Origin of the sequence: Bacillus sp. AFS073361, from assembly GCF_002567005.1 — a bacterium.
In the GTDB taxonomy this organism is placed as follows: Bacteria; Bacillota; Bacilli; order Bacillales; family Cytobacillaceae; genus Neobacillus.
In genome coordinates this window covers 548,462-566,997 of sequence record NZ_NUZU01000039.1, presented here as the reverse complement: position 1 = coordinate 566,997, position 18,536 = coordinate 548,462, and the positions used below count along the sequence as shown (strand labels likewise).

General features: G+C 40.0%; 19 protein-coding genes. 14 read left to right on the top strand and 5 right to left on the bottom strand.

Going from position 1 to position 18,536, the window contains the following annotated elements; translation table 11 throughout:
- Window positions 1–8 precede the first annotated feature (8 nt).
- Window positions 9–1,481 (top strand): alpha-ketoglutaric semialdehyde dehydrogenase GucD, encoded by a 1,473-nt coding sequence (gene gucD, locus COJ96_RS23000; RefSeq protein WP_098576104.1) that lies wholly within the window; start codon window positions 9–11, stop codon window positions 1,479–1,481.
- Window positions 1,482–1,629: 148 nt separating this feature from the next.
- Complete coding sequence (locus COJ96_RS22995) at window positions 1,630–2,415, top strand: SDR family oxidoreductase (RefSeq protein WP_098576103.1); 786 nt, start codon at window positions 1,630–1,632, stop codon at window positions 2,413–2,415.
- Window positions 2,416–2,591: 176 nt separating this feature from the next.
- Here COJ96_RS22995 and COJ96_RS22990 read toward each other — a convergent pair whose 3' ends face one another.
- On the bottom strand, window positions 2,592–3,374 hold the full coding sequence (locus COJ96_RS22990) for a GNAT family N-acetyltransferase (RefSeq protein WP_098576102.1): 783 nt from the start codon (window positions 3,372–3,374) through the stop codon (window positions 2,592–2,594).
- Window positions 3,375–3,615: 241 nt separating this feature from the next.
- Between COJ96_RS22990 and COJ96_RS22985 the strand changes: the two genes are divergently transcribed.
- Window positions 3,616–4,578, top strand: coding sequence for an alpha/beta hydrolase (locus COJ96_RS22985; RefSeq protein ID WP_098576101.1), 963 nt, complete (start codon window positions 3,616–3,618; stop codon window positions 4,576–4,578).
- 60 nt (window positions 4,579–4,638) lie between these two features.
- Here the strand turns inward: COJ96_RS22985 and COJ96_RS22980 are convergent, their stop codons facing one another.
- From COJ96_RS22980 to rpiB, 4 genes are all read right to left on the bottom strand, one after another.
- Window positions 4,639–5,484, bottom strand: a complete 846-nt coding sequence (locus tag COJ96_RS22980) for a DUF2935 domain-containing protein (protein ID WP_098576100.1) — start codon at window positions 5,482–5,484, stop codon at window positions 4,639–4,641.
- Window positions 5,485–5,634: 150 nt separating this feature from the next.
- Entirely contained in the window at window positions 5,635–6,459 is an 825-nt protein-coding gene (gene glpX / locus COJ96_RS22975; RefSeq protein WP_257148605.1) for a class II fructose-bisphosphatase, read from the bottom strand.
- Window positions 6,444–6,599 carry a hypothetical protein gene (locus COJ96_RS29390; RefSeq protein WP_257148604.1) on the bottom strand — a complete coding sequence of 52 codons (156 nt, stop codon included), beginning with the start codon at window positions 6,597–6,599 and terminating at the stop codon, window positions 6,444–6,446. Before COJ96_RS29390 ends, glpX begins: the two co-directional genes overlap by 16 nt.
- Window positions 6,600–6,653: 54 nt before the next feature.
- On the bottom strand, window positions 6,654–7,118 hold the full coding sequence (gene rpiB, locus COJ96_RS22970) for a ribose 5-phosphate isomerase B (protein ID WP_098576099.1): 465 nt from the start codon (window positions 7,116–7,118) through the stop codon (window positions 6,654–6,656).
- A 385-nt stretch (window positions 7,119–7,503) separates the two neighbouring features.
- Here rpiB and COJ96_RS22965 point away from each other — a divergent pair, with 385 nt between their 5' ends.
- From COJ96_RS22965 to COJ96_RS22915, 11 genes are all read left to right on the top strand, one after another.
- On the top strand, window positions 7,504–8,331 hold the full coding sequence (locus tag COJ96_RS22965) for a sugar phosphate isomerase/epimerase family protein (RefSeq protein WP_098576098.1): 828 nt from the start codon (window positions 7,504–7,506) through the stop codon (window positions 8,329–8,331).
- Window positions 8,331–9,230, top strand: coding sequence for a sugar phosphate isomerase/epimerase family protein (locus tag COJ96_RS22960; protein ID WP_098576097.1), 900 nt, complete (start codon window positions 8,331–8,333; stop codon window positions 9,228–9,230). The genes COJ96_RS22965 and COJ96_RS22960 overlap by 1 nt, the downstream gene beginning before the upstream one ends.
- A 143-nt stretch (window positions 9,231–9,373) precedes the next feature.
- Window positions 9,374–10,693 (top strand): MFS transporter, encoded by a 1,320-nt coding sequence (locus COJ96_RS22955; protein ID WP_098576096.1) that lies wholly within the window; start codon window positions 9,374–9,376, stop codon window positions 10,691–10,693.
- A gap of 211 nt (window positions 10,694–10,904) precedes the next feature.
- Window positions 10,905–11,936, top strand: a complete 1,032-nt coding sequence (locus tag COJ96_RS22950) for a dihydroxyacetone kinase subunit DhaK (RefSeq protein WP_098576095.1) — start codon at window positions 10,905–10,907, stop codon at window positions 11,934–11,936.
- A complete protein-coding gene (gene dhaL / locus COJ96_RS22945; protein ID WP_098576094.1) occupies window positions 11,926–12,594 on the top strand; it encodes a dihydroxyacetone kinase subunit DhaL in 669 nt (222 codons plus the stop codon). The genes COJ96_RS22950 and dhaL overlap by 11 nt, the downstream gene beginning before the upstream one ends.
- A 45-nt stretch (window positions 12,595–12,639) precedes the next feature.
- Entirely contained in the window at window positions 12,640–13,563 is a 924-nt protein-coding gene (locus COJ96_RS22940) for a dihydrodipicolinate synthase family protein (RefSeq protein WP_098576093.1), read from the top strand.
- A 75-nt stretch (window positions 13,564–13,638) separates the two neighbouring features.
- A complete protein-coding gene (locus COJ96_RS22935) occupies window positions 13,639–14,451 on the top strand; it encodes a class I fructose-bisphosphate aldolase (RefSeq protein WP_098576092.1) in 813 nt (270 codons plus the stop codon).
- Between the two features lie 82 nt (window positions 14,452–14,533).
- On the top strand, window positions 14,534–15,433 hold the full coding sequence (locus COJ96_RS22930) for a sugar phosphate isomerase/epimerase family protein (protein WP_098576091.1): 900 nt from the start codon (window positions 14,534–14,536) through the stop codon (window positions 15,431–15,433).
- A 47-nt stretch (window positions 15,434–15,480) separates the two neighbouring features.
- On the top strand, window positions 15,481–16,272 hold the full coding sequence (locus tag COJ96_RS22925; protein WP_098576090.1) for a triose-phosphate isomerase: 792 nt from the start codon (window positions 15,481–15,483) through the stop codon (window positions 16,270–16,272).
- 319 nt (window positions 16,273–16,591) lie between these two features.
- Window positions 16,592–17,377 carry a DeoR/GlpR family DNA-binding transcription regulator gene (locus tag COJ96_RS22920; protein WP_098576089.1) on the top strand — a complete coding sequence of 262 codons (786 nt, stop codon included), beginning with the start codon at window positions 16,592–16,594 and terminating at the stop codon, window positions 17,375–17,377.
- A gap of 191 nt (window positions 17,378–17,568) precedes the next feature.
- Window positions 17,569–17,952 carry a hypothetical protein gene (locus COJ96_RS22915; RefSeq protein WP_098576088.1) on the top strand — a complete coding sequence of 128 codons (384 nt, stop codon included), beginning with the start codon at window positions 17,569–17,571 and terminating at the stop codon, window positions 17,950–17,952.
- Window positions 17,953–18,536: the final 584 nt, after the last annotated feature.

Below are 18,536 nucleotides of genomic sequence, written 5' to 3'. Positions count from 1 at the left end.
GATTAATAATGGTGAGTATTGTTGAAAACAGTGTATTAACCTATAAAAACTTTATTAATGGAGAGTGGACTGAGTCATCAGCAAACAAAGTGACTGGCAGCATCAACCCGGCAAACAAAAATGAAATCGTTGGCTACGTGCAGTCTTCCTCTCAAGAGGATGTGGATGCAGCCGTAGCAGCGGCTAAGCAGGCGAAAAAAGCATGGCGAAAACTTTCTGGAGCTGCAAGAGCCGACTATTTATATAAAGCAGCCAATATAATGGAAGAACGTCTTAGTGATATTGCAGAAACAATGACAAAAGAAATGGGAAAAACATTCGCAGAGGCAAAAGGGGAAACGGCACGCGGGATAGCTATTCTTCGCTATTATGCTGGCGAGGGGATGAGAAAAATCGGTGACGTTATTCCATCTACGGATAGTGAAGCGCTCATGTTTACCACACGTGTACCTCTCGGTGTGGTCGGTGTTATTTCACCTTGGAACTTTCCTGTAGCTATTCCGATTTGGAAGATGGCCCCGGCTCTAATCTATGGAAACACGGTTGTGCTGAAACCAGCTCAGGAGACTGCTGTTACCGCTGCTAAAGTAATCGAGTGTTTTGCCGAAGCAGGTATCCCAGTAGGGGTTGTAAATTTGGTCACAGGTCAGGGAAGCGTTATTGGTCAGAGGATTATTGAACATCCTGATATAAATGGCATCACTTTTACAGGCTCCAACACTGTAGGTAAAATGGTGGGACAAGGAGCTCTTGCGCGCGGAGCAAAATACCAGCTTGAAATGGGTGGTAAGAATCCTGTTATTATTGCAAATGATGCGGATCTTGATCTTGCTGTGGAAGGCACGATTAGCGGGGGCCTAAGGTCGACCGGACAGAAATGTACGGCAACAAGCCGCGTTTTCGTACAGACTGACGTGTATGATGAGTTTAAGGAAAAGCTCTTGGAAAAGGTTAGTGCACTAAAAGTTGGATGCGGAATGCAAGGGGAAACGTGGATGGGACCGTGCGCTAGTGAGAATCAATTAAATACGGTCCTATCATACATTCAAAAAGGGAAGGAAGAAGGAGCGACCCTCCTTTATGGCGGCGAAAGACCAGCAGAAAACGGAACGGAAAACGGTTTCTTCATACAGCCTACGGTGTTCGAAAATGTCACAAATGACATGATTATCGCACGTGAAGAGATTTTTGGTCCGGTTCTTGCATTAATTAAAGTCGATACCCTAGAGGAAGCATTAGAACAATCAAATGATACAGAGTTTGGCTTGAGTGCATCTATTTACACGAAAAACATCAGTAACATGTTCTCTTTCATTAACGAAATGGAAGCGGGACTTGTAAGAGTAAATGCGGAAACAGCAGGTGTTGAACTCCAAGCTCCATTTGGCGGAATGAAGCAGTCCAGTTCTCATTCGCGGGAACAAGGGCAGGCTGCGATCGAGTTCTTTACTTCTATTAAAACGGTGTTTGTAAAAGCATAATCATAAGTTAATAGGAAGTCCCTCGTTTTTTTACGAGGGACTTCTATTTATCAAGTATCCGGATGAGCTTTGGTGACGCCATAAATCGCTGCATAAAGTCTGGGCTGAAAATGATAATTGAAAAATGAAAAATAAGGAGAGCTTACATATGAATTTAAATTTACAAGGGAAAAACGCTATTGTAATCGCCTCGAGTCAGGGCCTTGGAAAAGCCATCGCCGCACAATTAGTAGAAGAAGGAGTAAACGTGGTGATTTCGAGTCGTGATGAGAGAAAGCTGCAAAAAGTACAGGAGGAATTATATCAGCTCGGGAAAGGAAGGGTCGCCTATCATCGTGCCGATATTACGAATCTAGATGATATCCATTCATTGGTACAGTTCACCCGCGAAACGTTTGGAAAAATCGATATTTTGATTAACAATGCGGGGGGTCCTCCTGGGGGGACGTTTGAACAGATTTCTAATGAAGATTGGCAAAAAGCATTCGAATTGAATCTCTTTAGCTACATTAGAATTATCCGTGAAGTGCTGCCTGACATGAAGCAGGGTGGAGGAAGAATTATTAATATTGCTTCCACATCAATTAAACAGCCAATTCCAGGCCTCATTCTTTCTAATACATTCCGTCTAGGAATTGTAGGGCTGACTAAAACACTTGCTGAAGAACTTGCACCTTATAATATCTTAGTTAATACAGTTGCTCCAGGCAGAATCCAAACAGACAGGACTACTCATCTTGATCAACTGAATGCTGAAAAGCAGGGGATTTCCTTAGAAGAAGCAGAGATTCAGTCTAAAAGAGCCATACCTTTAGGAAGGTATGGCACACCCGAAGAATTCGCCAGAGTTGTAACCTTTCTTGTATCAGATGCAAGTACATATATAACCGGTAGTTCTGTACTTGTAGATGGCGGGATGGTTACGTCCATATAGTTAGCAGAAAAGAGGACAGTGGGCAAAATGCTCTCTGTCTTGTTTAAATTCATTGGTAAATTGAAAATGTTAAACAGTTAGTAGTTAAGGTGATAAATGAAACCAATCTCTTCGAAGTTATTTTTCGATGAGCGATGATCAGTTGTATTTGGTGGTTGAGCATTTGAACAGAACGATCAGCGGTGCATGGTCCACATTCCAATATCCTTAAAGCCCAGCCGCTTATAAATCCGGCCTGCTTCAGGATTATCATAAAATAGGCAAAGGGTTTTGCCCTCATTTAGGACATCCTGAACCACTTTTTTCATAATTGAAGAGGCTAAGCCTTTTCGGCGATACTCTTTTCTGGTGCAGACACCGACAATCATTGCCGACATTGAATTTTCCGCTGCGGTTGAGACACAAGCGGTCATAACCCCATTTACTTCTGTAAAATAGGTTCTTGATGTATTCGCCTCAATAGACTGTACCAATACGTCCCGGGCATCCTCTCTGACATGAAATTCTTCAATTGATTTGCGGAGTTCTAAAATTTGATCGACGTCTTCGATGCTAGCCTTTTTATATACGACGTCGTCAGGAGACAGGAATTTATTGGTACGACACTCGGCAAAATAAGTCACTTGCTTTTTACCAAGCCGGAGCTCATCATATGCTTCAAATTTTGCTATAATATCTGATTTTCCAGATAAGAGAATGGGCTGGCTGTAGTTTTTCATAATCGATACAAAGCCGCCCGTATCGAAATCCCCTTTTGCATAAGCTATAAAAGATTGATGGAACCTTAGAAGTACAGCTATAATTGTATTCTCTTCATTAAACTCGGCCCAGAGTTCTTGGGACTCCGAAGAATAACCGAATGCCTCAATATCCCCGATGATAAATAGATTTATAGATGGTTCCTCACTTAAAAAAGCAAGAACCTGTTGATGGTCTTGGTCCGTAAGTTTTCTAATCACGGCAACTCCCCCTTATTTTCAAAAGGTAACGAAATAATTGGAAAATTTCAAGTGTTTTGTAGAATTCTAGAACCTAAACCCTGAATTTTTCCAGATTGTTGTGAAACAAGGGGGAGTATCCATAAGTTTTAATATCTGAATAACTGAAAGTTATCCAAAAAAAGTCATACCCACTATCTTGTAAGCGTATAAATTATTGTTGAAGTTTCTAAAATAAGATTGCTAGTAAAGGGGATTATCGATGAAGAATAGAATTGACCCTGAATTGAGAGAGACGCTCGAATTATTTCCACCGCTTGATTTGGACAACCTAAAAGAATTTAGACAGTTTATGGCGGAGGCGGCAGATTCTATCGAAATACCAATAGACGAGCATGTTGCTATTTATGACCGGATGATTCCTGGTCCAGAGGCTAACCTTGAAGTTAGGGTACGAATTTATGAACCAAAAGAAAAAGATGAGAGATTGCCTGCTCTTTTATGGATTCACGGCGGCGGATATGTCCTTGGAACACCTGAGGATAATGATGCTTTATGCCAACAATTTGTCATTGATGCGAATTGTGTGGTCATTTCTGTCGATTATCGATTAGCTCCAGAGGATCCATTTCCAGCAGGCTTGGAAGATTGCTATGCTGCCCTAAAATGGGTTTCTGAAAATGCTGATGACTTAAGTATTGATTCGTCCCGCATTGGAGCCGGGGGGGCTAGTGCAGGCGGAGGCTTAACGGCGGCCCTCGCACTATTGGCCCGCGATCGAAATGGTCCAAAATTATGTTTCCAAATGCCGCTATATCCGATGATTGATGATCACAATAATTCTCCATCTAGTTTGGAGATAACCGGAAATATGATTTGGAACCATGACCTCAATGAAAAAGGCTGGTCCATGTACCTCAATGGGGAAAATCGTACAGAAAATGTTTCAGAATATGCGGCGCCGGCGCGAGCAACCGACCTGACAGGGCTCCCATATACCTATACGTGCGTAGGGCAATTAGATCCATTCCGTGACGAGACACTTACTTATGTAACAAAGCTCAGCCAGGCTGGCGTTGATGTGGAATTCCACCTTTATCCTGGATGTTATCATGGATTTGAAGGACTAAATCCGAACGCTTCTATTAGTCAGCGTGCCGTTGCTGAGTATGTGGGTGCTGTAAAACATGTACTGCACCGGAAGATAACAGTGAAAAATAAATAAACGTAAAAAAAGGCGAGCATTAGCTGTTCGCCTTTTTAACATTAAGTAGAGGTTCTTCTACTATCTAGATGGTGGGTTGCCGCTTGTTAGATGAGCATCAAACATATCAATTATTTCTAAGAATCTATCAGCTTCACGGTAAACATGATCTGCTAATAGCGGATGAATGATACTCTTTATTTTACATTGTTCAATTAAATCACGAGCGGTTTTCTTGAAGTCCCTTAGAGAGGAAACCGACACACGATTTTGATCAAGGAATTGATCTAACATAGGAACGGTTTGAGATTGTGGCTTCATAGAATCTAAGTCTCTTGCTTGATACAGCAATTGATCAAAATCATTACTGAAATCACGCGCTACATCAACTAGTTTCCTTTCTGACGGATCAAGGAGATGACCAATAAATTTGGCATGGTCTGCCATAATCCTTAAGAAGAAGACATTTTCTTTAATAATTGCATCTGGAAGCGATTGTAATTTCCCTTCATTTAATTCAATTAAGCGCTTTCTAAAATAATTTGCTTCCCGACTGGTATGATCAACTAATAGAGGGAAATTATTTGCTCCTGGCATTTTACATGTGAGAATTAATCCTAGGATCTTTCGTTTAAATACAAAAATATTGCCTGCCGCTTGCTGGACTTCTGTATTAAATCGTCTTATTTGTTCAGGATCGGTTTGATTGTTAAAGGAATGTGCTCTTTGTTCGATGTTTTCAAATATTCGGTAGAATTGATTGGCCTCCTGAATTAGTTGTGTGTCGTCTGCTCTAAAACCTAATCGAAGAAATAAAGAGTGCTCTTTCATAATCCTGGCCCAAAAACGTATTTCATTTAATGATCGCTCAACAAATAATCTGGATGTAACACCTGTATCAGGATGTAAGCCTTCACCACTATGCATTACGACCCTCCTAATAAATATACTACTGTCGTAATATACTTATTAACTTATCCATTAAAAAATGCCATCAAAAAATAAAGCTATAATTTTTCATGTATAAGCTGCTGGAGAATGTATCTTCATAATTCTATTTAAGATAATTAGTGCACATTAATAAAAAGCCGCATTGATATATTGGGAGTTTCTCGTTTCACCGCCAATAGTAACTAGTGAGTGGGTGAGCATTGTCCCGTTATCCTTTTTCTTTACCCCGTTCAGCAGAACCCCATTGGTGATTCCTGTGGCGACGAAGAAACAGTCATCTGTTTTGACAATCTCATCTATGGTTAAGGGCTTTTCGGGATGTAAAATTCCCATATTCATACATCGATTCCATTCAGCCTCATCTTGGGGAAGAAGTTTCGCTTGGAAGTCACCTCCAAGGCATTTTAAGGCAGTGGCAGCAATGACTCCCTCTGGCGCACCGCCCGTTCCTACTAATAGGTCAACATCAACTTCATCTATAGCGGTTCCAATGGCCCCTGTAATATCCACATCTGAAAATAACTTCAATCGGGCACCAGCTGATATGACTTCATTCATTAGTTTTTCATGCCGCGGCCGGTCCTGAATCATGACAGTTAATTCCTTTACATCCTTTCCAAGTGCGTTCGCCACAGCTTTGATATTTTCTGTTAGCGGTAACTCGATATCAATGCAGCCTTTTGCTTTCGGACCAACAGCGATCTTTTTCATGTACATATCCGGGGCATGCAGCAGACTTCCTCGCTTAGCAACAGCAATGACTGCAAGTGAATTTTCTTGCCCCTTTGCCAGGAATGTTGTTCCCTCGATAGGATCGACAGCGATATCAACAAATGGCCCCGTTCCAGTTCCGAGTTTTTCATCAATGTATAACATAGGGGCTTCATCCATTTCACCTTCACCGATAACAATGGTTCCTTGCATATCAATTAGGTTCATGCGGTCTCGCATTGCAGTTGTCCCAGCTCCATCCGCAATGATTTTATTCCTTTTACACCGATCCAAGGGTATGCAGCAATCGCTGCTTGTTGTGAGACTGCAAGGAAATCCATCACTAGCCCAATCGTACAGGGCTGACTTTTTGTCTGCATCGTGTTTTCCTCCTCTTAGTAATAAGTGAGTCCACAAGTCTAAGAGAAGCTAGCTTAGCTGCATGAACCGTTTAGTAGGTATTCCTTTTCTTGGCCCATGATTTGATCAATTTTTCTTGCGGAATTACCACCTTGAAAGGAAACACTTAGGTAAGCTGAGACTACTTTTTTAGCAAGTTCTACACCGATAACCTTTGCTCCGATGGTCATGATTTGTGCGTTGTTGCTGAGCTGTGCGCGTTCTGCTGAGTAAACATCATGGCATTGGGCAGAGCGAATTCCCGGAACTTTATTAGCTGCAATGGACATTCCAATCCCAGTTCCACAGAAGAGAATGCCTCGTTCTAGTTGGTTGGCTGTGATATCAGTTGCTACCTTAAAGGCTACGCCAGGATAATCGACTTCATCTTCTGAATAACATCCATAATCGACAACCTCATGCCCTAAACTACTAATATATGACTTTATTTCTTCTTTCATTTGAAAAGCATTGTGATCTGAACCAATTCCAATTTTCATAATTATCACTCCAATTTAATTTATTAGTCATATTTTTTCATTTATTTTCGTTTATGTCAATGTTTTTCTTGGTAATCGAAAAATAATGAAAACAAACGATTGTGATAATTACTTTCATGACAGATTACTAAATCGGTGTATTATATGAAAGAAATGAAATAAACAGGAGTTTGTTGGATTTTCACTACTTTTTTAGATTTTTTCTTTCGTTTGTTTTCAGATAAAAAATATTTTTCTAAAAACAATTGACAAAACAAAAACAAATGATAATATTCTAAATAGACAAACAACTTGTTTGCTTATTACCTTTTTGCAAACATTTGCTGAGTTATGAAAAATTTCGCAGTATGAAGTAGTTTAATTTTAATTAAGGGGGAAATCGAAAATGACGATTAAGTTTGGATGTCACGGATCAACATGGGTACTAGATTATGATGAAAAAGTAGATTGCTTGGATCATATGATTGATACAGTGAAGAAAGCTGGATTCAAGGGGATTGACGTTCAATATGCTTTATTGGGGAAATATAATGAAGCACCTGAAAAACTAAAAGAAAAACTAGATAGCTTGGATCTTGAATTAGCAGCAATTACCTTGCCGTTCAGCTGGGAAAGTGACACAGAATCGGAAGAAGAAAAGCAGCGGGCCGATTATTATATTAACTATCTAAAACACTTCCCGAATGCAAAATTAAACTTACCTCCACGAGTGGGGCCAAATCGCGACAATCTATTAAAACGTCAACGAGATATTATAAGCTGTGTGAATGCAGTAAGTAAACGTGCGGTAGAAAATGGCATCGTTGCGGTGTTTCATCCACATTCTCCGGCAACTTCTTATTTCAGAACAGAAAGCGATTACAACCTTCTTTTTGAGGAATTAGATACAAGATATGTTGCGTACACACCAGATGTTGGCCACATTGCAGCTGGAGGAATGGACCCAGTCGAAGTGGTTAAAAAGTATTTACCAATTATCAAACATGTTCATTTTAAAGATTGTTCAAAAAGCTTTGAGTGGAAAAAGATGGGCACCGGTGATATCGATTTTCCTGCCATAGTTCAATCATTAGTTGATTATGGATATGACGGCTGGATTATGGTTGAGGAAGAAACAGAAGAAACGAAAACAAATGCTGATCAATGCATCTATGATATTAGTAAATATGTAGATGAAAAATTAAAGCCTATTGTTAACGGAGTAAGAATTTAATGAGTAACCGAATTATCCCATCGCTGCTCGTCACGGAAGTGTTTTTCCCGGTAAAAGATGAAAAAGGTTTCGCTGCAAGTGTAGTTGAAAACCTAGGTTCTCAAGGCTTCTATCGTTCGTTTGAGATTGGTTATGGCTATGACCAAGAGGATCGAAAAAGAATTTTGCGGGCTAAGGAACAAAATAACTTATCAATCTTGCAGTGGTTAACGTTCTTGACATATCAGACGGACCTCAATGTGTCCGCCCTAGATACTAGTTTAAGAGAAAAAACCGTTAAAAAGATAAAAGAAAGCCTATATTTGGCAGCGGAGTGCGGCGTTTCTACGGTTGCATTTGTCCCTGGTCCAGATCCAGGTGTTCAGTTCCGCAAGCAGGGACTAGAGGCTTTTTATGAAAGTCTATGTGAAATCTGCGAGGAGGCATCCACGTTTAATATGCATGTATCCATAGAAGCAATGGATCGCGAAGTGCATAAAAAGCGAGTTTTAGGTCTTACGAGTGAAGCTGTTCCTATCATTTCAAAGGTGAGGGAAAAATACTCGAATGTTGGTCTCGTGTTTGATACAGCCCATGTGGCGCTTAATCGTGAAGATATTTTTACCTCATTAGAATTGGCAAAAACAACCATGGACCGTCTGCATTTTGCAAATGTCGTCCTAGACCCCGAAAGCCCTTTATATGGAGATAACCATATGCCAATTGGTGAACCAGGCTTTCTAACGATTGAAAAGATGTCTCGTATTTTGCAAAAAGCCGATGAACTAGGTATCCAGGCAGAAAAAGGTTTACCTGTAGCAATAGAGGTGCAAGGCAGAGATAAGATTGATTATTTTGCGAATGAGAGAACGATCCGGGCTGCATTGGAGAGTGCGATGAACTTAGTCGGAAGTAAATAATTCGATTGCTGCCTTTAGAGCTTTTTTAGCAGCACTATCCTTTTCTTTTTACATAAGATCGGGGTAGCTTTTTTTACCACATATGTAAGCGCTATCTAAAGACATTAATAAACACCAATAAAAATAGATGTAGGAGGAATAACATGAAAACAGAACAAGCGCTTCAGACGGATTTCCCGGTCAAGGCAGCGAAACCAAAAAAGAATTTCCGTTGGACCGTTGTTATTTGGCTATTAATCGGTGGAATTATTAACTATTTAGACCGAACCAATCTTTCCATTGCAGCACCAGCGATGGTTGAAGATTTAAACCTAAATATGACGCATATCGGTCTATTAGGAACGATCTTTTCTTGGACATATGCTTGTATGCAGCTTCCTTCTGGCTGGTTAATTGATAAATTCGGAGCAAAGCGAATTTACTCGATTGCTGTTCTATGGTGGAGTATTGCAACTGCTTTAACAGGAGCATGTAACAAGCTGCTTACCTTAGTTGGAGCAAGGTTCTTACTTGGAGTCGGGGAAGCGCCATGTATGCCTTCTAATGCTAAGATTACTGCCCAATGGTTCCCTAAGAGTGAACGGGGATTAGCAACTGGGTTTTGGGATGCCTCATCAAAGGTTGGTCCTGCTATTGCACCACCTATTTTAGTGGCTATTCAGGTTGCATTTGGCTGGCGTGCATTATTCTTCATTACTGGTGCAGTTGGTATTGTCTTTGTCCTTTTATTTATGAAATTCTACAAAACACCTGATAAGAGTAAGCTTCTTTCTAAAGAGGAATATGATTATATTAAGGCTGAAGGCGGCGCAAGCAATGATACCGTTGAATCAACCAATATCAAATGGAGAGAGTTATTTAAGTATAGAAGTGTCTGGGGAATGATCGGCGGCTTCTTCTGTACGATTTGGATTTGGAATATTTTCCTTACGTTCTTACCTTTATATCTATTAAAAACACAAGATATTACCTTTAAAGAACTCGGTATTTATGCGGCTATTCCATATTTCGGAGGGATTGTCGGAAACTTAGGCGGCGGTTACATCACAAAGGTGTTAGCGGATAAAGGAATTTGTTCTCCAATTAACGCGAAACGTGGTCTGATTGCGATCAGTGCACTTTTAGCTGCTGCGTTTGTTATTGCACTTCCATTTGTACATGGGTTAGGGATCACGATTACTTTGATGACTTTAGCACTTTGTGTGGTTTCAGCGATTACTGGCAGTGCATGGGCATTGTCTGGTGACGTAGCACCTCCTGCCATGGTTGGATCTGTCGGTGCGATCCAGAACTTCGGTGGATACTTCGGTGGAGCATTTGCGCCATTAGTAACAGGTATCATTTTAGATGCAACAGGTTCTTATTCCATAGCCTTTATTTCCGGTGGGGTTATAGCTGGATTTGCAGCCTTCTTCTATTGGTTTGTTGTAAAAGAGCCAATTAAACCAGCCAAGGCTGCATAATAGATGAAAAATAAGAGGGCTGCTAATCCGTGGCCCTCTTATTCTTTGAAGAAATGTGGATTTTTGTCGAAATAAGATAGAAAATTTAACCTATTTTTAATAAAATGAAAATTGACACAATAAAAATAGAGAGTTATGATTATAAATGAAAACAAATAAAAATAAACGAAAATATAATAAGTTTTGTTTTTAATAGAAAGGGGAGTTTAGTTTGAAGAAGATTATTAACCAACCCGAACGCGTAGTTGAAGAAACAATTGAGGGATTTTTAGCAGCTTATAAAAGTACTTATCAAAAAGTTGAAAATGTAAACGGAATCATTCGCCGGAATCTCAAGGATAAAGTGGCGATCGTTACTGGTGGCGGCAGCGGCCACGAACCATTGTTTTTGGGGCTGATGGGGGAAGGACTAGCTGATGGGGTCACATTGGGGAATGTTTTTGCAGCTCCGCCGCCAACGAATGTATTTGAAGTAGCGAAGGCAGTGGATTCTGGCAAGGGAGTTCTATTTATCTACGGAAACTATTCTGGCGATGTATTAAACTTCGGCATGGCAGAAGAATTACTAGAAATGGAAGATATTCAGACAAAGACAGTCCTCGTAACCGATGACGTAGCATCCGCTCCTGTTGAACGAAAAGGAGATCGCCGGGGGATTGCCGGAGATATTTTCGTCGTTAAGATTGCTGGGGCTGCGGCAGAAAAAGGATTGTCATTAGAAGAAGTTACACAAGTAACCCAGAAAGCGAATGACCATACGTTCTCCATTGGTGTTGCCTTAGCTCCAGGATCGATTCCCGGTGCGGTAGAGCTGCCATACACACTAGGTGACGATGAAATTGAGATTGGCATGGGCATCCACGGGGAGCCGGGAATGGAACGCACGAAAATGATGCCTGCTGATGAGTTAACAGATAAGTTATTGGCAAAGCTTCTTGAGGAAAGCAATATTGAGGCTGGCGATGAAGTGGCTGTATTAGTGAATGGCCTCGGGTCCACAACACTAATGGAACTATTAATCATAAACCGCAGAGTGGCACAAATTTTAGAAGAAAAAGAGATTAAAGCGTATGACATGGATGTAAATAGCTATTGTACAACACAAGAAATGGCTGGATTCTCAATCACTTTACTGAAGTTGGATGATGAATTAAAAGATTTATATAATGCACCTGCAGATTCACCGTATTACAAAAAAGGATTAATACCTGCAAAAATCGGAGGGAACGTTTATGCCAAATAGTGTCCAAGAGGTTAAGTTGAATGCTGAACAAGTTAAGAATATGTTCTTGTATGTTGGTGAGCAAGTCATTGAGAACAAACCGTTTTTAACCAAAATTGATAGCGCTATTGGTGATGGAGATCATGGAATTGGCATGGCAGTTGGATTTACAAAGGCAGAAGAAAATTTGACCAAAAAAGAGTTTACAACTATCAATGACGTCTTTAAAACAATAGGTATGTCGATGATTGCGAATATGGGCGGGGCTTCTGGTGTTATTTTTGGAACATTGTTTACTGGCGGTGTGAAAGGTCTTGAACCACAAGAGGAACTGTCCCTGCCGCTATTAGCGCAAATTCTTGAAGGATCCGTGAAATCTATTAAAGAACGCGGGAAGGCTGAATTAGGAGATAAAACGATGATTGACGCACTAGAGCCTGCCGTGGACGGACTTAAACTAAGTGTGGAAGCAAATCATAGTTTACTAGAAGGACTTGCCCTTGCTGAAAAACATGCAGCAGGCGGTGTAGAAAAGTCGAAGCAATATGTCGCGAAGTTTGGCAGGGCAAAATCACTTGGCGAACGAGCAATCGGTCACCAAGATGCCGGAGCAACAACCGTCTGGATCATGTTCAAATCAATGAGAGAATGGGTCGAGAAAGCCGCCGTTCAACAATAAAGTTGGTATTGTGATAAAACTATTAAACAGGTAGGAGAAATTAAAATGACAAATAAAAAATTCCAGGGAGTTATTCCACCAGTATCAATTATTGTTGATGAACAAGGCAGACTTGATAAAAAAGGAATGGCAACTGTTATTGATTTCTTAATTGAAGCTCGTGTGGATGGTTTGTTCTTTTTAGGAACAGGCGGCGAATTTTCACAAATGTCTGTGGAAGAACGCAAAGAAGTAGCTTCGTTCACAACCGAATATGTAAACGGCAGGGTGCCAGTTTTAATTGGTACAGGAAGCACGAATACACGTGAAGTCGTGCTGCTCAGTCAACATGCCGAATCAGTAGGAGCAGATGCGGTAGTGGTCATCAACCCTTACTTTTGGAATTTAACTGAAGAAAACTTATTTGCTCATTATAGTGAAATTGCCAATTCTGTTAACTTACCGATTTTACTTTATAATTTCCCAACCATGACAGGACAGGATTTAACTCCGGAATTTGTCCTTAAATTGGTTGATGCACATGAGAATATCGTTGGAATCAAGGAAACAGTTGAAAGTGTTTCACATATTCGCGACATGATTTTAACCGTGAAAGGGAAACATCCGGATTTTGTGGTGTTCTCTGGTTTTGACGATCATTTCCTACAAACCTTGACTCTTGGCGGTGATGGTGCGATTAGTGCTTCTGTTAATTTCGCTCCGGAATTAGCGCTTGGTGTTTACAAGGGGTTCAAAGAGAACCGTATTGATGAAGCAGTATCATTCCACCAACGAATGGCCGTATTGCCAACTATGTACAAACTTGATTCACCGTTTGTAAGTGTGGTAAAGGAAGCCATGAAATTGAGGGGATTGGATATTTCCACGAACGTTCTAGCACCAGCAAGGTCATTAAGTGCTGAAAAGATTGAGGAGCTTAAAAAGATTCTCGTTCAAGCTGACCTATTAGAAAGTGCACCAGTTAAATAATTTAGAAGAAAAGATCTCCACCGTGGGATCTTTTTTACAAGGTTTAGAGATGTGAACAAAGAAAGGGAGCCGGTTATGTCCAAAACAAGAAGGATGTCACACATTTTTTCAAATGATGGTAAATCAATTACGCTGGCATTGGATGGATACTATTTCTCCACCAAGACAGCAGGAATTGATCAAACGATTGCCCTTTTGCCACAGCTGATTGAGAACGGGCTTGATGCTGTCATTGTTACATATGGAATGGCAAAATTATACGCTGAGTCCTTTAAGGACGTTGGGTTGGTTGTCCGTGCTGACTTATCTACCAGCGTATTTGATGCTCGGATTCCCCAGACTACAGACATTCTTTCGGTTGAAGATGCACTAAAGCTTGGGGCAGACAGTGTTATTTCGATGACTTTCCCCGGTGCGGATGGTGAAACGGCCTCACACAAAATGGCCTGGGAACTTGCCAAAGCGGCAGATAATTGGAATGTTCCATATATGTGTGAGACGCTGCCGTATAGCTATCATGTGACAAGCCCTGAATCCAATCAAATCGAGACGATTGCCGCAGCAGCACGGATCGGGACAGAGTTGGGAGCAGATATTATTAAGACTAGATTAACTGGAGATCCAGCTGATGTGACAATCATTGAAGCTGCCAAACGGCCCGTTCTTGTGTTAGGGGGGCCAAAAACGGATAACATCCTTGACTATTTCAATTATGTAAAACATTGCATGGATGTGGGCGCAAAAGGTGTGGCTGTTGGTCGGAATATTACCCTGGATGAAAATCCAATTGGTGTCGTGGCGGGGTTAAATAAAATTATTCATCAAAATGGAACGCCCGCAGATGCTTACCAAAGCTATCAATCTAGCTTTGCTCTGCTGCAATCCTAAAATATAGGATGACTAAGTCATTTAACTGATTGGAAAAACAAGAAAAGCATTTGATAACCTATCGATAAAGGAGAAATGTAAAATGAGTACCCGGTTTATTCCATCCCTGCTTGTCCCTGAGATTTATTTTCCAATGCAACAAGAAAAGGATTTCACTGTCAATTTGCTAGAAAAAATGGCTGTCGATGGTTTTTATCGTTCGTATGAAATAGCAGACGGGCAAAACCACCAAGAGAGAAAACGTATTTTGGCCTTAAAGGAACAATACAACTTTCAACTAACACATTGGTTAACCTTTTTAATAGATAAAAACAAGCTGGATGTTTCCTCGTTGGATTCACAATTGCGCTCTGAATCCGTTCGTCAGATTAAAGAGAATATCTATTTGGCTGCAGAGTGCGGGGCAAGCAATATTGCCTTTGTTCCAGGTCCAGATCCAGGCCCAGAGCGTCGACTTGAAGCGATGGAAGGCTTTTTTGAAGCGTTATGTGATATTTGCGAGGAAGCCGGCAAATATCGAATGAATGTGTTGGTCGAACATTTGGATCGCTTTGCCCATAAAAAACGTCTGATTGGTCCAATGAGTGATACCGTTGAATTGCTTTCAAGTGTGGCTAAAAAGCACAGCAATATTGGTTTAGCCTTTGATACCGCGCATGCTGCCTTAAATAAGGAAGACATTTCGGAGGCATTAGAACTAGCAAAAGCACAGATTCATCAAATTCATTTTTCCAATGCGGTGGTCGATCCGACCAGTGAATTATATGGGGATTTCCATATGCCTATTGGAGAACCAGGCTTCTTAACTATTGAGAAAATCAGTGATATTTTACGAAAAGCTGACGAACTTAGTCTCCAATCCGAACATGGGCTCCGTGTCGCTGTGGAAGTAAGAGGGAAAGATAAGGACAATTACCAAGAGAATGAAACAATCGTCCGGTCAATTTTAGAAAAAGCATTAAATTTAGTAGCCAGTAGATAATGATAGAATCAACAAGAAAAGATTGGACGAGGGAGGTAGGTTTCTAGATGAATAAGATTTGGATCGGGACTAATTGGAAGATGACAAAGACCATCGCAGAAGGAATCGACTTTACGAAAGGACTTAGACAGATTTCAAAAGCGATCACTTCGAATCTCCAATTATTTATTATTCCTTCTCATACATCCCTTCTTCCTATTAAAGAGATAACCGCTGGTTCCGATATTTATTTGGGGGCCCAAAACATGCATTGGGAAGATAGTGGTGCATTTACAGGAGAGATTTCTCCGCGAATGCTAACTGAAATTGGTATTGATATGATTGAGCTTGGCCATTCGGAACGCAGACAATATTTTAATGAAACGGATGCAGCGATTAATAAAAAAGTTCATGCTGCCTTACGCTATTCAATGAAGCCTCTAATTTGCATTGGAGAAAACATAGAGCAGAAGAAACAGCAGATTTCGAAAGAAACATTGGCAGCACAGCTAAAGGTTTGCCTGCAGGGAGTATCCAGGGAACAGGCAAGGGAGGTTCTGGTCGCTTATGAACCTGTCTGGGCGATTGGCGAGCAAGGCGTTCCTGCAGATGCCGGGTATGTTTCTGAAATCCATGACTTTCTTCGACATACATTAGAAGGGCTTTTTGAAGAAGTTGGCCGTGAAATACCGATTTTGTATGGTGGCAGTGTGAATCATGATAATTTTCTTGAATATATCGATTTAGAAAATGTGAATGGACTCTTTATTGGCAGAGCTGCTTGGAACATCGACAGTTTCCAAGTCATTCTAAAGCAACTTGAATTACATCTAGAAAGTAAAGCAAGTCAAGTCCTATGATTGAATCTCCTCTTTAGTAGGAAGAGAAGCGAAGTCTTCTCTCTACTTCGGAGGGGACTTTTTTTTCCGATTTTATTGGTTATTTTGCTAAGAAGTATGAAATTTTGTTTTCCTTTATTTTCAAATATATTTAATTACCGCGGTAAAGCAAAATAAAACAAAATAAAGTGAAAGTAGATTTAAATGGAAAAAATAAATATTTTAGCATATTCGGTGATTAAACAGGACTTTTTAGCCATTTAGCTATATAATATGAGTAAATATATTATTTCGGTAGAATGTTTAGTAAACTTTCGAAAATAAATGAAAGGGTGGAACTATGTTCGCAGATCAACGCAGAAATTTAATAATTGAATTACTGACAGAAAAGGGAGTCGTAACTGTAAATGATTTGACCGGTTTGCTTAATATTTCTGCAGCCACCATACGATCGGATTTAAACCAAATGGAGAAACAAGGCTTGCTTTTACGTACACATGGCGGGGCGATGCTGAAAGCGGAAGAAACCAATAAAGAATCGGATCAACTTGAAAAAAACTATGAAATTCGCGAAAAGAAATTCCGCGCGGAAAAACAAAGGATCGGTAAGAGTGCGCTTAAGTATATACAAGAGGGGCAATGTATTCTTTTAGATGCGAGTACAACCTGTTTCGAACTAGCCAAATTTTTGTGTGACACAAAAAAGAGATTAACAGTCGTGACAAGTGGAATTGCAACAGCGGCGATGTTAAAAGAGAATCCATATTTAACCGTCATTATCATTGGCGGAATTGTTAGGAACAATTCTAATTCCATCGAAGGGTTATTAGGGGAGGAGCTATTACGGAAAATTAATATTGATATTTTATTCACATCCGCCCACGCTTTTAATATTCGCGATGGCCTCTCTGATTTTAGCTTATATGAAGTAGAATTAAAAAAGGTTATGGTTTCCGTTGCGAATAAAGTCATTGGATTGCTGGATCATAGTAAAGTTGACAAAAGTTCCATTGCAACGTTTGCGCGTCCTAATGAAATCGACATTTTTATTACGGACGAACCTGTTTCTGAAGAAATAAGTTATTTTTTCACTTCCAATGGAATTGAACTGGAAATTGCAGAATAAGGCATAATAATCAAATGTTAAAGTTAAGACAAGGGCAGAACTGCTCTTGTCTTCTTGGGTTTTTTTGAAATAGGTAGAAGGATCTTTCTATATTAATAATTAATTAGGGAATCATATACAAAAGTGCGATGAAACCTTATGGGGATTTGTTCGTATAAATATAACAAAGGTTAAAAGGAGAGGTACGTGTAATGTTTTTAGAAGAACTAGAGAAAAGGGAAAAAATCGCATTTCTTGAATTGGCTGCAATGATTGCCAGAATTGATGGCAAATTATCCATATATGAAAATTCCTTGCTAAAAAAATATCAAAGGGAAATGGAGCTGGACGATTATGAGCTCGAGGGTCTCTCTATAGAAGAAATTTTAACGGAATTTAAAAGTGAACGCTCTAAATATATCGTCTTAACTGAAATCTTTCAGCTTATTTATTCTGATGGAGTTTTTCACGATCATGAAAGCGAATTTGTCCATATAATAAAGAGGCACTTTGGATTCGATGCAAGTGAATTTGGAACGTTCAAGGATTGGGTTGAGAAAATAAAAGAATTATCGGTAACCAAGCGAGAGCGTTAGAATACCCTTAATTGAGTACATGATCACTTTAGATAAAAATACAATGGCCCCTATCCTTATTGGACTAGGGGCCATTTATGCTTTAATTGTTATTCCTCTTCTGTATAAGCCTCCGTGGTGGTATCCATGCACTCCCAGCATTCACTTCGATTCCTTTCATACTTGGATAATTCACTCCCACAAGAAATACAAAAATCCATAAGAATTGATTCCCCTTTCAAGTGAAGTTTATATATATGTTTATTTATATTCCAACATAGCTTGTTAGAGAACCATGTACCTGCAAGCAAAAATAAATTCCTATTGGAATGTGGGCTGCAGCTGTGATTAACATCTTTTTATAAAACGAGTCTAATCAGGTTTTTTATTTTTTCATATTAATATAGTAATCAATTTCTAGGAGGTGGAGATATTGACACGGAGAAAAAACAGCCTGCCCCTCTGTATTTTTCCAAATTATCGCTGGTGCGGTCCAGGATGCAGCGGACCGGGAAGACCCATTAATGATGTAGATAACTGCTGTTACCATCATGATCGCTGTTTAAGCCAAGGGAATTCCTCATGTTATTGTGACAAACTATTCA

Bases quoted from the DNA above. Each gene is read 5' to 3' on its own strand.
- gucD (WP_098576104.1), top strand. From the start codon at position 9: ATGGTGAGTATTGTTGAAAACAGTGTATTAACCTATAAAAACTTTATT.
- COJ96_RS22995 (WP_098576103.1), top strand. From the start codon at position 1,630: ATGAATTTAAATTTACAAGGGAAAAACGCTATTGTAATCGCCTCGAGT.
- COJ96_RS22985 (WP_098576101.1), top strand. From the start codon at position 3,616: ATGAAGAATAGAATTGACCCTGAATTGAGAGAGACGCTCGAATTATTT.
- COJ96_RS22980 (WP_098576100.1), bottom strand. From the start codon at position 5,484: ATGCATAGTGGTGAAGGCTTACATCCTGATACAGGTGTTACATCCAGA.
- glpX (WP_257148605.1), bottom strand. From the start codon at position 6,459: ATGCGAGACCGCATGAACCTAATTGATATGCAAGGAACCATTGTTATC.
- COJ96_RS29390 (WP_257148604.1), bottom strand. From the start codon at position 6,599: ATGCAGACAAAAAGTCAGCCCTGTACGATTGGGCTAGTGATGGATTTC.
- rpiB (WP_098576099.1), bottom strand. From the start codon at position 7,118: ATGAAAATTGGAATTGGTTCAGATCACAATGCTTTTCAAATGAAAGAA.
- COJ96_RS22965 (WP_098576098.1), top strand. From the start codon at position 7,504: ATGACGATTAAGTTTGGATGTCACGGATCAACATGGGTACTAGATTAT.
- COJ96_RS22960 (WP_098576097.1), top strand. From the start codon at position 8,331: ATGAGTAACCGAATTATCCCATCGCTGCTCGTCACGGAAGTGTTTTTC.
- COJ96_RS22955 (WP_098576096.1), top strand. From the start codon at position 9,374: ATGAAAACAGAACAAGCGCTTCAGACGGATTTCCCGGTCAAGGCAGCG.
- dhaL (WP_098576094.1), top strand. From the start codon at position 11,926: ATGCCAAATAGTGTCCAAGAGGTTAAGTTGAATGCTGAACAAGTTAAG.
- COJ96_RS22940 (WP_098576093.1), top strand. From the start codon at position 12,640: ATGACAAATAAAAAATTCCAGGGAGTTATTCCACCAGTATCAATTATT.
- COJ96_RS22935 (WP_098576092.1), top strand. From the start codon at position 13,639: ATGTCCAAAACAAGAAGGATGTCACACATTTTTTCAAATGATGGTAAA.
- COJ96_RS22930 (WP_098576091.1), top strand. From the start codon at position 14,534: ATGAGTACCCGGTTTATTCCATCCCTGCTTGTCCCTGAGATTTATTTT.
- COJ96_RS22925 (WP_098576090.1), top strand. From the start codon at position 15,481: ATGAATAAGATTTGGATCGGGACTAATTGGAAGATGACAAAGACCATC.
- COJ96_RS22920 (WP_098576089.1), top strand. From the start codon at position 16,592: ATGTTCGCAGATCAACGCAGAAATTTAATAATTGAATTACTGACAGAA.
- COJ96_RS22915 (WP_098576088.1), top strand. From the start codon at position 17,569: ATGTTTTTAGAAGAACTAGAGAAAAGGGAAAAAATCGCATTTCTTGAA.